Here is a 12,917-nt window from a genome sequence, read left to right on the forward strand (position 1 = left end):
AATGGAAAAAAAATTCATAGACGCCTGGGATAAAATGATTGAAAAATTAGGATCTTGGATGGATACAATTGTAGTTAATCTTCCTAATGTCTTAATAGCTATATTCGTCTTCATATTATCATTGATCGCCTCTAAGTATATCAGTAAATTAATATTACGAGTTCTTAATAAAAGTAACTTAAGACCTTCTATGAAGAATTTGATATCCAAAATCATTTCTATTTTGGTAATCGCAATTGGTCTTTTTTTAATTTTAGGGATACTTAATCTTAGCAAAGCACTTAACACTATTTTAGCTGGTGCTGGAGTAGCTGGTTTGGCAGTAGGTTTAGCATTGCAAGGAGCACTCGCAAATACATATTCTGGGATTGTACTCTCTTACATAAAGAATTTAAAGTTTGGTGATTGGATAGAAACAAATGATTATGAAGGAGAGGTTGTAGATATTGATTTGCGTGCAATAACGATAAAACAAGTAGATAACAACCTAGTTTACATTCCAAATAAATTAGTAGTGGAAAACCCGATTAAAAACTATTCTACGACATCGCAATCCAGAGTTATTTTAGAATGTGGTGTAGGCTATGAATCAGACCTTAGGTTTGTTAAAAAACTTACTATAGATACTATTGTAAATAATTTTGACGCTGTAGAAAACAAAGAAGATGTTTTGTTTTTATGGAGAGAATTTGGTGATAGCTCTATTAATTATGAGTTGCGATTTTGGATTAATTCTACCTCTGCGTTAGAAGTAGCTAAAGCAAAAAGCGAAACTATGATGTTATTAAAAGATGCTTATGGCGAAAATGATATTAATATTCCATTCCCAATCCGTACATTAGATTTCCCGAAAGAGTTTACCATTGGTAACGAAAAGGATGTATCTAAAAACAAATAATAGAAACATCACTATATTGAACCTATGAAAAACATAAGCCCAAATATTATTAGGCAGATTTTTATCCTCTTGCTAATCCTATTATTAGGAGGGCTAATATTTAGAGAAATATTACCTTATTTATCGGGTATACTTGGAGCAATTACCATATATGTAATACTACGAAAATGGATGGTCCTTCTCGTTAGAAAAGGATGGCATCCAGATCTTGCAGCTGGTGTATTATTAGTAATATCATTTGTTGGAATATTAGTTCCGATTATTGGACTTATTTTAATGTTGAGCAATAAAATTGGAAATGTAACCGAAAACTCAGAAAAATTTATACGCGCCGTTAAAAAGCAATTAGATACCTGGGAACATCAAATTGGATACGATATTAGTTCTCAAATCGACCCAGATAATGTTTCTTCATGGATTGCCGAAAACCTTCAAAATTTGGCAGGTGGAACTTTTAATGTGTTTATAGCTATCGGAATCATGTATTTCTTATTGTATTATATGCTTACAAACCGCAAGAAATTAAGAGAATCTCTTTTTGAATACATTCCTATCAATGACGGAAATCTTAAAATTATAGGAGACGAAAGTCAAAAGATGGTACGATCTAATGCCATAGGGATTCCATTGGTTGCCATTATCCAAGGATTGGTGGCACTAATTGGCTTTTTTATTTTTGGAATTCCAGATCCTCTTTTTTGGTTTGTGATTGTAACGGTAGGTTCTATGATTCCGTTTATAGGAACGCTAATCGCTATTATTCCGATCTTCATGATAATGCTATCTAACGGAGAAACTTTTCAGGCATGGGGAATTCTAATATACGGATTAGTAGTAGTCGGATCTTCTGATAATTTGGTTCGTTTATTTGTATTAAAAAGACTGGATAATGTACACCCAATTATCACTTTAATAGGAGTGATAGTTGGTGTACCACTTTTTGGATTTATAGGGTTAATTTTCGGACCTTTATTGATTAGTCTTTTTCTAATTGTTGTTCAAATCTATAAATCCGAATATGGCCAATCCGATACTGGAGGACAAGATAAGCTTTGAACACGATTTCATGTGAAATCATATCAGACTACTATACCTACTTCTGTTATAATTTTGATGATAACACTTTCTTTTAAATATTTGAGCTACCTTATTCCCGTCGATTCCATAAAATATGAGTGATGTGGAAATTTTGGTTAGAACCTCCAAGATATCTAAAGGTATATTTTTAATATTTAAGCAATTAATGCATTTCTGGATTAACTTTTGGTCGTGATCTAAACATTCTTCCATCAATTCTAAATACCCTTGTTTTTTAATGTGTAATCCAGCGTACAAGTCATCTATATCAAATACGTGTTTTCGTTTTTCTACCTCAAAAACACTAAGTCCTATTTGTTTTTGTTCAAAAACTTCTACCAGTTTATTAATGTATCCATTTCTAAGGATATTTTGATGATTCAAAAATCGTAAAAGTTCTGGGTTTTGCACTTTTTGAGATGCTACAAAATATTTACGTTCTGATAGAAACATTGATTTTAAAACATCCTGCAATTCATTAACATATTCCATAATGACTTAATTATTGATTAACAATAAAAGCATGAATCACTCCTGGAATCCAACCTATAATTGTAAGGAGTAAACTAATTAAAAATGCAGTACCTAGACCGTGCTTTAAAAAAACTGCTAAGGGTGGTAAAAAAATATTTAAAAGTATTGTTAGTATAGACATTCGATTAATTTTATAAGGTTTATCATTATTTTATTTTTCGATTAAATAGACTTGTGTGTCATTTTTAAGAACATGAGTTCCATCAGCAACACGAATAAATAAAGCTAGACGGGCTTTCCTGGATTTATTAAGGATACTCTTTTTCACTTCTCGTCCGATGGAATACATATGTATTCCTTCTACAGTACCAGATAAAATTTTACTTCCTTGATTCCATTTAACCGTCATTCCTTTTTCTATCATGGTTTCAAATTTTATATAGAATTACTATTCTACTCTCTCAACTTCTTCTTCACTTTTTAGTACATGATCTCCATCCTCTTGTCTAATATATAGAGCTTTATTTCCTTGTTCACCATTTCGTGAAACTTCAGTTCCTTTGATGGTTTTGGTAATTTTATCAGTATAGGTTTCCACTACTTTACCTTCAGCCATTCCATTGCCCCATTTCCATTTAACTATAGTTCCTTCTTGTATCATTTTTTTGGTGACAATTTCCTTTTTTAAAAAATTATAATTTGATTCAAACGGAATTTTTATTGACCCAAAACAATTCTTTAAAACTATTTGCACTTTAAAAAAAAGTTAAAAATCATATGAGTTAACTTTTGTTCTATTTGAACCATTCTTTTTCCTAAATCAGAAATAATTTAGTGGCAAGAACCCGATGATATGATATTAGAAGCGCTTTTAATTTTTGTATGTGGATTTGCAACAGGAATAATTTTGGTTGTCCTCAAAGGATTTCTCAAAATTAATATCAGATATATTTTTTCTAAGAGAAAAATTAGAAATATAAGATGATTTATCGGTAATCATCCTAAAACAACATACCGTATAACTTAAAATTTAGTATAAATATGGAAACATATTCTGAAAAGGTAGGAAGTAAATTAAATGATCTATTAGAGAAGACGTATGATGCAGAAAAAGGCTTTAAGAAGGCCGCAGAAAACGTAAAACATTCGTCTCTTAAGAACTATTTCAATCAAAAAGCTCAAGAGCGTTATGAATTCGGTCATGAGCTAAAAAGTGAAATCAAATCCTTTGGGCAAGAAGTAGATAAAGGAGGAAGTATAACAGGAAATTTACATAGAACATGGATGGATGTTAAATCTTTAGTATCTGGTAATAATGAAGAATCCATGTTAGAAGAAGCCATAAGAGGAGAAAAAGCTTCTGTAGAGGAATATGAAGATGTTCTTGCAGAAACTACACTACCGCCAAGTACACAAACTATCTTAGCAAAACAGAAACAAAAAATAGAACTCGGCTTATCTAATATAAAGAGATTGGAAGACCTAAATTAATTCTACGATTCCCTGTTAATTAGTTGTAAAAGTTCCTCTTATAAGTCTTTTATCCCATGAAGGTTTGTAAGGGGGACTTTATTTATTGACAGATTAATTAAGGTATTAAAATTTTAAAAAAGGGAATTTTATTATTAAGAGGAGTAATGATTATGATGTTTTTTTTAGTTTATATTCTTTTGGACTACAGAGATATTTTTTTTTAAATATCTTACAAAAATAACTCCTACTTGTGAGCCCAACGGAGTATACAATTTCTGAAATCGATAAATCTGTATTTCTTATAAGTTTTGCGGCTTTTTCTAACCGCACATTGCGTACAAAATCAGATACGGTTCTTTCATAAATAAATTTAAACCCTTCTTGTAATTTTGCTGGAGAAATACTAGATTTAAGACATAATGATTTAATACTATGTTGAATTTCTGGATGATTTCTAATGAATTCCCCTAATGCTGAAATAGAAGTTAATTCGTTTTTTAGTAAACCAGTAGTGTTTGATTCATTTTCGATTTCTGTATAAAACTGCTCTATATGTTTAGCCAGGATAAGATAATATCTCCCCTTTTGAGAAAGTAATTCCGAAAACTCAATACTATGTTCTATACTAAATAACAATTTTAGTTGTTCGGCTATTTTTAAATTATAATTTCCTAGATGAAAACACTTTGATGTATTCTTTACATTGAATAATAAATCTTGAATTTTCTTATCAAAAAGGTTGTTTTGAAGGTTTGAGTAATCGAAATATTCATTTTTATCAATACAAATTATATTAAACATAAATGAACAATTCTTTTCTATATATATCTTATTAGTTGAAAAGTTATTACTGTGTGCAACTGCAGTATGATATTGTTCTATTTTTAATTGTTCAATAAACTCATCCGATCGGTGATAATAATATCCTTTCAGACAATATAAAAATTGTATAGAATTAGTTGTAATAGAATTTATTGGCAACATCAAATCTTTGAACAATTTGATATCAAAATCGTACGTATACAGACCTTTCTGTAAGTTTGTATATCTAATATGACCAACCCCTATAGATGAATCAATGACAAGTGTATGAATATTATACTTTGTTTGAACACTTCCATGAAAAAGTTCATTTAGAGTTTTTAACTCTGATGGAATATTTGAAGTATTCATTTTTACACTTTTCATGTATTCATGGACAACATTTATCTTGTTGAATTTTAGAAGTTTAGCATTTTGTACTATTTGCAAATTTAATCCGCAAATAAACAATTCTTTATCTTTATTGGGTTTTTGATTGACTCTATCGCATAAAAAAATAAACGACTACTAATAATTTCTAAAAAGCATTTAAATGCGTTACTAATTAAATGATACGAGATAACTTTGTCTTGTATATTTTTTTTACTTGCAATCGTAAGAAGAAGAGATGTTTAAAAAAATTGCAAACATAGCAGATAAGGATACTATAGAAACTGAATTTAAAATTAAATATAAGTTTCCAAAACTTTATACCCAAAAATCCGTGATTGACGGTACTAGTGAATCAACGATATCTATTATTACTTCAGAAAACTTAAACAACATATCTTTTGGTATTTGGGGCCTTTTGCCAAGTAACTATCAAGATGAATGGTCTGATTTTCAAAAAGTTTACAACACCCTTCATGTACATAAAGATGAACTACATACGAATTTAGTGATAAAGAATTCTTTTGATATAAGGCATTGTGCAATAATCATTACAGGCTTTTATATATATCATTTACATAATGGAAATCTTTACCCGTATTACGTTTATCAAAAAAATAGAAAACCATTTTTAGTAGCAGGAATTTATAATACGCTCGATGATGGGTTTATAACCTGCAGTATAGTAACTTCAAAAGCTACTGGAATTGTGCAAACCATCCAAAATCTTTGTAATTCAATGCCAATTATTATTACCAACAAAGACTACAAAACATGGTTAAATTCAAAATTAACACTTAATGAAACTAACGAACTTTTGGACAATGCAACATCATCTGAATTAACAGCACATCCAATTGCCAAAGAGTTTTTTAAAAATGATATTTCTTTTGAATCTATGTTAGCCCCAGTTTATTACAACGACATTCCTATTCCCTAATATTTTCGATATCAAAATTTTCTCCAATTATTTCTTCTTTAATAGAACCTATATCTATTTTCAGCGTCATGGGAATCACTCCATATTTTGGGCCTAAGCCATCGGTTAAGAATTTTCCGACGTATTGGTTTGCAAGGATCAAACTTTCAAAAATAAAAATACCTCCAATGGTTTTGGTTTCATCATTTGTATAGCAGAAAAACGATATCAATCCCTTTGTTTTTTTTAAAATACGTTTCCGTTCCGTAGAGATCTTTTCCAGCTCTTCGATTGGCAACGTAGTTTTAAATTTTAGATTTACTAGTGTTCTTTCCTTTTGTGTTAAGGTCATATTTATTAAGATTTAGACAATATCTATCCTTTAAAATGTAATAATTACTACATTTTAGCAGATAGGTTTTAGCATTTAGAATTTGTATTAGTATTCCAAAAACAGCTCTTTCTATTACTCTTTCCTTACTTTTTTCCTGTATTCTGTTGGTAGAATTCCATAGCGCTCAAAGAAGATTTTAGAAAAATAACTTCTACTTTTTAAGCCTATTTTATAAACGATCTCTGATATAGAATCGTTGGTATTTTTGATATAATCTCTAGAAATCTCGAGCTTCAATTGTCTTATATACTCGTTAACAGATTTTGAGTACAATACCTTAAAACCCAATTGTAATTTCTTAGGGCTCATTCCCGCTCGTGTAGCCAGCGCACTAACGGATAACGGTTCTGAAATGTTATCCATAATATATCCCGATAATTTATGAATCCTTTTTATATCGTATCTGGACAATGATTCTGGAAGTCCCAGATTATTTTCATAATTATAATGTTCTAACATTTGCATAGCCATGATCAAATTTAACTGACCCTCTATAGAAAGGGTTCTTACAATTCCATGATCATAACTTTCCTGCAATTGCTTGATCTGATCTGCAATTTTCAAATTGTAATTTCCAAAATGCTTATACGGTAAAACATTTTCTTCTTGATTGAATAAAGAAAGTAAACCTTTGCTCAAATAAGTTAGATTGTTATTTCTTTTCTTTATAAACTTACTGGGCAATACGTAAATGAAGTTTACTTTTACACTAGTATTATTTGGAAAAATATAAGTCTCTTTAGATAACTTTTCACTAGAAATGATAATATTTTGATAACGTTCGAAAGAATATGATCCTTCTCTGGAGCTATTCTGGTACTCTAAACTACCCTCGGATATAAAAATAAACTCTATAGGGCTTGCATTGCCAACACTAAAGATAATCTTAGTGTCCTCGGTAAAGTTGACATTGTAATCCACTAAAGTAATTCCCCAATCAAAAGCGATACTTCTTATAGATCCTTTTCCAAATTTATTATCAAACTCTAGAACATACTCTCCCCACTGTTCTACGATATTACCCTCTAAGAATTCATTAAGTTGTTGTAAAATTTCCGCACCATCAATACTTCGTATTTCGATTCTCTGCATTTTTTGACTCAATCTAACTTGTAATTTAGCTTTTGTACAAAGAAATTAGATTTAGCCTAAACAGATTAACAATTTTGAAACTTATACTAACACTATTGGTCAGTTTTGCATAAGGAAAAATAGTTATAACAAGGGATTGGAAGCTATATGTACTGAATAAAGTTGTTCTACATTAGTAGTTTATGCAGATTTAGAATCATCTTTATTACCTCTCACTTTATCTAAGTAATTTTTTGGAGTCACACCGTACTTCTTCTTAAATAATTTAGAAAAATAACTTCTAGAATTAATACCAACTTTATAGGTAATTTCGGTTATATTAAGATCCGATTCTTCCAATAAATCTTTAGCTTTTTCGATCCTAAAGTTTTTAATAAACTCATTGACCGATGTGTTATACAATTTTTTAAAACCACTCTGAAGTGTATTTTGATTAAGACCAACTCTTTTTGCAAGATTAACAATATTGCCAATACCTTCTATTTCTTCTTCTATAATTGTTACTGCATTTTCAACAGCTTCGATAGTAGCTTGTCTAATTATTTGGCGTTTATCTGGATCTTTTAAATCATCCAAATACTGTTTTAAGAGTAATGTTAATATTTCATATGCTTTCCCTTCTAAATATACCTGTCGCATAAAACCAGAAAGCTCGCACTCTGTAAATTCTGAAATAAGTTTCGAGATGTCTAGACTATAATTATTTTTACTGTAAAATGTATTGATTCCATTCACGTCACGAAATAGCATTCTGAGATCGTCATGCATATCGGGAAGGAACGATTCTATCTTTTCCTCAAACAGTTTTCTATTAATTTCTAAACTAAAAATACAAATTGGATTACCCGACGGCACCTTAAAAATATGATTATTCGAAGGGGTACTCGCTACAATAATGTTTTCTAACCTTCGTATCTCCTGAAATTTCTCTTCTTCTTCAAACTTATGAAAGATACTAGATTCTCTATTAAAAATTAATTTTAAAGGGTGTACTACTCCCTTTTGTAAATGAAATTGAAATTCTTTTTTTAATAAATAGTCTGTCTCTACAACTCCAACTCCAAAATCAAATTCAAAAGATCGAACGTACCCAGAGCCAAATTCTTCTGGTATACGTATACAATATTCTCTGTTAATTTGTTCATAGTCCACTCCCAAATCATTGGCCATGTCTATGACAATATTTTGAGTCTTTTGATCCTTTACTGAAATCTTTTTTTTCACTTAGATGATTTGTTGTATAATATAAAGATAATCTAATTTAACGAAGTCTTTTAAATTCTATGACCGAAAAGTAAAGGAGTTAAGATCTAAAGTGATACAGTTAAACAATTCCTCTTGATTTAAAGACCTTTACAGCAGTTAAGGTTTGAAAATCAAACCACTCTTCACAGAGCAAGTTAAATCATTAAAAACACACATTATGTTACGTTGGACCGTCATTTTTGTCATTTTAGCAATAGTTGCAGGAATATTTGGATTTGGAGGAATCGCTGCAGGAGCAGCTAGTATCGCCAAGATATTATTTTTCCTATTTATAATACTCTTTTTAGTATCCTTAATATTTGGAAAAAGATTCAAAGCCTAACCAATCCAAACCTTAAATAATTATATGATGAAAAAAACATTTATAACCATAACAACAGTGTGCCTGTTACTTATAGGATTCACTAGTTGTAGAGAAAAGAAAACCACTGGAGAAAAAATTGAAGATGCAGTAGAAGAAACCACTGATGCAGTAGAAGATGCAGCTGATGAAGTTGGAGATGCTGTGGAAGATGCTACTGATGACAATTAATATTTAAATATTAATTGTAAAGAAAAAAACAGGTGATTCTAGGGGTATGGTAATTGCCTGTTTTTAAAATAACCAATTCTAAAAACGCACTCATGAACAATATTCCACTAAAAAAAATTGTAAAGTACACTATAAACTTTTTTATAGTGCTATTTTTATTTATGTGTATTTACTTTATAAAAGTGCTAACCTAACTCTAGTTTAATCAAAAAAACATACTCCTGAATATCCATTCTTTGAATTCATCTCAATTAATAACTCAATATATATTATAGATAAAACTGGGATGAATTTTGTTACTACAAGATTCCTAAAAACCAGAACCTTCTTCGCTTTTTTAAAGTCTAAAAAAAGAAATTATCTTTTGAACATTTATTTTACTAATTTCAATTTTTGAAGTTAATATTAGTATAAAGGCTTTTCAACAAGATCACATATTAAATATGATATATATTCTATGTCTTTATGGACTCCTAAATTTTTTTGCTACACTACATATCATATTGTACGGCTCAAGACCTACAAAATCCTTAAGTTGGTTACTTATTATTATCCTTTTCCCCTTTATAGGGATTATTCTCTATATTATTTTTGGAATCAACAGAAGAAAATTTAAATTTTTCAAATTAAAGCAAACAGTACGAAGGCGTCTTTATAACGAAAGTTTTAATCAAGAACTTATAAAAGAATACCAAAGCCAATTCGAGGATAAAACATGCTTCAAACTATCGCAATTGATGAAAAAAAGTTCGGGCTTCACTACACTTTCTGGAAATGAAATTAACATACTACAAGACGGACAAACAACATTTGATACCATTTTTACAGCACTAGAAAAAGCAAAAAAATTTATTCATCTACAATATTACATCTTAGAAGAGGGTGAATTAGTTGATAAATTATATAAAGTAGTAAAAGAAAAAATACAAGAAAATGTAGAAGTCCGCATCCTCTACGATGCCATTGGGAGCTATTCTCTGAAAAAAAATACTATTTCGAAGTTTAAAAATATAGGTGTAAAAATATTCCCTATAATGCCATTGCATTATGGTAGCTTTTTGTTTACTTTAAACTATAGAAACCATCGAAAAATACTAATCATTGATGGTGAAATTGGTTTTACAGGAGGCGTAAATATTTCTGATAAATACATTAATCCTAAATCTGATTTGGGCATTTGGGATGATACGCATTTGTATCTAAACGGACCCGCAGTTGATCATTTACATCGAGTTTTTATAAAAGACTATTACTTCGCCAGTGATAAGGAATTACTTTTAACAGATTATTATCTTCCAAAAATAAAAATGGTAGATGATGTTCCTGTCCAGATAGTCTCTAGTGGTCCAGACTCTGATCATCCATCCATTATGCAGCAGTATATCACAATGATCAATTTAGCCGAAGAGTACATCCATATTTCTAATCCATACTTTATACCTAATAGTGCTATGCTGGAATCTCTTAGAATAGCAGCATTAAGTAGTGTAAAGATTAAATTATTAATTCCTAGAAAATCAGATTCCTGGTTAGCTAAATACAGTGTACTTTCTTTCTTAGAAGAATTGCTTTTCCTTGGGATTGAAGTATATCAACAAAAAGAAGACTTCTTACACAGCAAATTAATTATTATAGATGATAAAATTGCCTCAGTAGGATCCGGAAACTTTGACCATAGAAGTTTTGAACATAATTTTGAAACCAATGTGCTAATTTATGATGAAAACGTTTCGAGAGAACTAACTAAGCATTTTATTGAAGATTGTGATACGAGCACTCAATTGGACTATGAATCCTTTAAGAACAGGCCTCTAAAAATGAAATTATTAGAAGGTATTGCTAGATTTTTTAATCCACTATTGTAATACAATTTTTAGAGTTTCAATTTTAAACCTCCACGGATATAGAAACTGTTTTGATCGTTTAAGGTTAATACATTTTCTTGATCTTCATCTCTAAGTCTAATATCATTTAAAATTGTAAATCCTCCATACGTGTAAAAAACAAGATTTTTGGTAATAAATCGTTCATATCCTAAGCCTGCTAATACAATTGTCATTGATATATTATTAGCAACTTTTTCTTCTGCAGTAATACTATCATTAAAGTTTCTATTATTTTGAATATTGGCAAAAAATCCATCCAAGGTAGCGAAAGCCTGAACAGCATTCTTTTTCTTAAATCGATATTTGATATTAGACTTAGGAACTCCCAAAACAAAAGACCAATCAGGTTTAAATTCTCTATAATAGTTAATAAAAGGCAGTGGAAATGGTCTTCCTGCTGTGGTAGAATAACGGATCCCTAAAATAAGCCTCCAAGGTTTTGGGATCTCTTTTTTTGTATGGTCTTTTATGAAAAAAACTGATCCAGTAAATAAGATATCATCCTTGTCAATTTCTCCATTTTCAAAATTTGACGCTACAATTCCTCCCAATTGTGCAGCAAATCTCCAATCATTTTTTAATTTAAAAGTATATCCTAAACTTGCTTCAAACGAGCTGAATCGTTCCAAATCTGTTTTATCAAAATTTACTTCATCACGATACCTAAAGTTAAAATTTCTGTATTCAATTCCAGGAATCAGGTAGCTACCCTTATCATTTAATTTGATAGGATACTTTATAAATGTCCTGAATCTTCTAAAAGAATTATCACTATCTCTTTGCGGAAAATAGGTGTATTCTATCCTAGCCAAATCAGAAAGTTGGCCATACATCGTAAATGAACATAAAAAGAAAAGGATATAAAGTCTATGCATAAATTTTTAAAAGTTTAGTATTAAACAATAGTTCTAGAAGCGATACGAGATACGTAGATTTTGTTCTCCAAAGCCTATGCTTGGCATTATCTTTAGGTTTCTATTCTTTTTTTTATGTAATTCTGGAACTAACACTCCCGTTAATGCACCAATTGTATACCCTAGAATTACATCTGAAAGAAAATGTTTCCCAGATTGAATTCTAAAGTATCCTACTGCGGCAGGAATAATTGCAGCTCCAGCCCATACAAAAGGTTTTGCTTTAGAATCAGGGAAAAAATCACTAAAAACCTTCGCCGCAAAGAACGTTGCTGTTGCTGATGCAGCAGCATGACCACTATAAAAGGATCTCTGAGAGTCTTTTGATAATCGTTCGGATAAAGGAGCTTCTTCAGAATACACTAAAGGTCTAGGCCTATTTACTAAACCTGCAGTTATTGTAAAAAGTGCTCCCGTAGTAGCCATACTTTCTACAAGCATTATTGATAATTGACCTGCATGTCCTCTAGTATCTCCATTTAACAAGAATAAAAATGGAGTAGCAAAAGATGTATAAAAAGGAATATCACTTACTTTATTTATACTTTCAGAATAATTGCCAGCTGCCCATCTATCAAAAGAAGGTATATCATCTCTACTAAGATCATTAAGCTCTTGCTCATTAATCCCTTCCTTATTAACCAATAGCGTAAACCCGTATACGGATCCTGCCACACCTAAGGTTGTCCAAGCTCCATCAACCCATAAGTCGGTTTCATAGGGTGAATCCTTTTGCGAATAACTATTTACTGTACAAAAAACAGTAAGTAGAATTAATGTAAATGTTCTAACTATCATATG

Annotated in this window: 17 protein-coding genes; 7 read left to right on the forward strand and 10 right to left on the reverse strand. The window is 30.4% G+C overall.

Features of this window, described 5'->3' with window-relative positions; translation table 11 throughout:
* Nucleotide 1 precedes the first annotated feature (1 nt).
* Together ACWNT5_RS03750 and ACWNT5_RS03755 are read left to right on the forward strand one after the other, a co-directional pair.
* Nucleotides 2-898, forward strand: coding sequence for a mechanosensitive ion channel family protein (locus ACWNT5_RS03750; RefSeq protein WP_456516638.1), 897 nt, complete (start codon nucleotides 2-4; stop codon nucleotides 896-898).
* Between the two features lie 24 nt (nucleotides 899-922).
* Entirely contained in the window at nucleotides 923-1,954 is a 1,032-nt protein-coding gene (locus ACWNT5_RS03755) for an AI-2E family transporter (protein ID WP_299894218.1), read from the forward strand.
* A gap of 18 nt (nucleotides 1,955-1,972) precedes the next feature.
* Here ACWNT5_RS03755 and ACWNT5_RS03760 read toward each other — a convergent pair whose 3' ends face one another.
* From ACWNT5_RS03760 to ACWNT5_RS03775, 4 genes are read right to left on the reverse strand one after another with little or no spacing between them, the layout of a single operon-like run.
* A complete protein-coding gene (locus tag ACWNT5_RS03760) occupies nucleotides 1,973-2,467 on the reverse strand; it encodes a hypothetical protein (RefSeq protein ID WP_299604574.1) in 495 nt (164 codons plus the stop codon).
* Between the two features lie 10 nt (nucleotides 2,468-2,477).
* Nucleotides 2,478-2,630, reverse strand: coding sequence for a YqaE/Pmp3 family membrane protein (locus ACWNT5_RS03765; RefSeq protein WP_299604576.1), 153 nt, complete (start codon nucleotides 2,628-2,630; stop codon nucleotides 2,478-2,480).
* A gap of 30 nt (nucleotides 2,631-2,660) precedes the next feature.
* Nucleotides 2,661-2,873: a hypothetical protein gene (locus tag ACWNT5_RS03770; protein ID WP_456516639.1), complete on the reverse strand. Its 213-nt coding sequence runs from the start codon at nucleotides 2,871-2,873 to the stop codon at nucleotides 2,661-2,663.
* Between the two features lie 24 nt (nucleotides 2,874-2,897).
* Nucleotides 2,898-3,110, reverse strand: a complete 213-nt coding sequence (locus ACWNT5_RS03775; protein ID WP_299894212.1) for a hypervirulence associated TUDOR domain-containing protein — start codon at nucleotides 3,108-3,110, stop codon at nucleotides 2,898-2,900.
* 380 nt (nucleotides 3,111-3,490) lie between these two features.
* Between ACWNT5_RS03775 and ACWNT5_RS03780 the strand changes: the two genes are divergently transcribed.
* Nucleotides 3,491-3,940 (forward strand): ferritin-like domain-containing protein, encoded by a 450-nt coding sequence (locus ACWNT5_RS03780; RefSeq protein WP_299604584.1) that lies wholly within the window; start codon nucleotides 3,491-3,493, stop codon nucleotides 3,938-3,940.
* Between the two features lie 150 nt (nucleotides 3,941-4,090).
* On the opposite strand, the gene ACWNT5_RS03785 is transcribed toward ACWNT5_RS03780, so the two are convergent.
* A complete protein-coding gene (locus tag ACWNT5_RS03785) occupies nucleotides 4,091-5,095 on the reverse strand; it encodes a helix-turn-helix transcriptional regulator (protein ID WP_299894210.1) in 1,005 nt (334 codons plus the stop codon).
* Nucleotides 5,096-5,351: 256 nt separating this feature from the next.
* On the opposite strand from ACWNT5_RS03785, the gene ACWNT5_RS03790 reads away from it, so the two are divergent.
* Complete coding sequence (locus tag ACWNT5_RS03790) at nucleotides 5,352-6,053, forward strand: SOS response-associated peptidase family protein (protein WP_456516640.1); 702 nt, start codon at nucleotides 5,352-5,354, stop codon at nucleotides 6,051-6,053.
* Here ACWNT5_RS03790 and ACWNT5_RS03795 read toward each other — a convergent pair.
* The 3 genes from ACWNT5_RS03795 to ACWNT5_RS03805 form a co-directional block, all read right to left on the reverse strand.
* Complete coding sequence (locus ACWNT5_RS03795; protein ID WP_299894198.1) at nucleotides 6,043-6,384, reverse strand: hypothetical protein; 342 nt, start codon at nucleotides 6,382-6,384, stop codon at nucleotides 6,043-6,045. The genes ACWNT5_RS03790 and ACWNT5_RS03795 overlap by 11 nt on opposite strands.
* A 114-nt stretch (nucleotides 6,385-6,498) precedes the next feature.
* Nucleotides 6,499-7,518, reverse strand: a complete 1,020-nt coding sequence (locus tag ACWNT5_RS03800; protein ID WP_456516641.1) for a helix-turn-helix domain-containing protein — start codon at nucleotides 7,516-7,518, stop codon at nucleotides 6,499-6,501.
* Nucleotides 7,519-7,698: 180 nt separating this feature from the next.
* Nucleotides 7,699-8,742 carry a helix-turn-helix domain-containing protein gene (locus ACWNT5_RS03805; protein WP_456516642.1) on the reverse strand — a complete coding sequence of 348 codons (1,044 nt, stop codon included), beginning with the start codon at nucleotides 8,740-8,742 and terminating at the stop codon, nucleotides 7,699-7,701.
* A 199-nt stretch (nucleotides 8,743-8,941) separates the two neighbouring features.
* Here ACWNT5_RS03805 and ACWNT5_RS03810 point away from each other — a divergent pair, with 199 nt between their 5' ends.
* The 3 genes from ACWNT5_RS03810 to cls all read left to right on the forward strand — a co-directional run bounded on the left by ACWNT5_RS03810 (nucleotide 8,942) and on the right by cls (nucleotide 11,181).
* A complete protein-coding gene (locus ACWNT5_RS03810; RefSeq protein ID WP_299604601.1) occupies nucleotides 8,942-9,106 on the forward strand; it encodes a DUF1328 family protein in 165 nt (54 codons plus the stop codon).
* Nucleotides 9,107-9,133: 27 nt separating this feature from the next.
* Nucleotides 9,134-9,316, forward strand: coding sequence for a hypothetical protein (locus tag ACWNT5_RS03815; protein ID WP_299604604.1), 183 nt, complete (start codon nucleotides 9,134-9,136; stop codon nucleotides 9,314-9,316).
* A 443-nt stretch (nucleotides 9,317-9,759) separates the two neighbouring features.
* Complete coding sequence (cls, locus tag ACWNT5_RS03820) at nucleotides 9,760-11,181, forward strand: cardiolipin synthase (protein ID WP_456516643.1); 1,422 nt, start codon at nucleotides 9,760-9,762, stop codon at nucleotides 11,179-11,181.
* A gap of 8 nt (nucleotides 11,182-11,189) precedes the next feature.
* Here the strand turns inward: cls and ACWNT5_RS03825 are convergent, their stop codons facing one another.
* Together ACWNT5_RS03825 and ACWNT5_RS03830 are read right to left on the reverse strand one after the other, a co-directional pair.
* Nucleotides 11,190-12,077: a DUF6268 family outer membrane beta-barrel protein gene (locus ACWNT5_RS03825; RefSeq protein ID WP_456516644.1), complete on the reverse strand. Its 888-nt coding sequence runs from the start codon at nucleotides 12,075-12,077 to the stop codon at nucleotides 11,190-11,192.
* A gap of 33 nt (nucleotides 12,078-12,110) precedes the next feature.
* Nucleotides 12,111-12,914 (reverse strand): phosphatase PAP2 family protein, encoded by an 804-nt coding sequence (locus ACWNT5_RS03830; protein ID WP_343911008.1) that lies wholly within the window; start codon nucleotides 12,912-12,914, stop codon nucleotides 12,111-12,113.
* Nucleotides 12,915-12,917: the final 3 nt, after the last annotated feature.

The organism is Aquimarina sp. 433 (assembly GCF_054054605.1).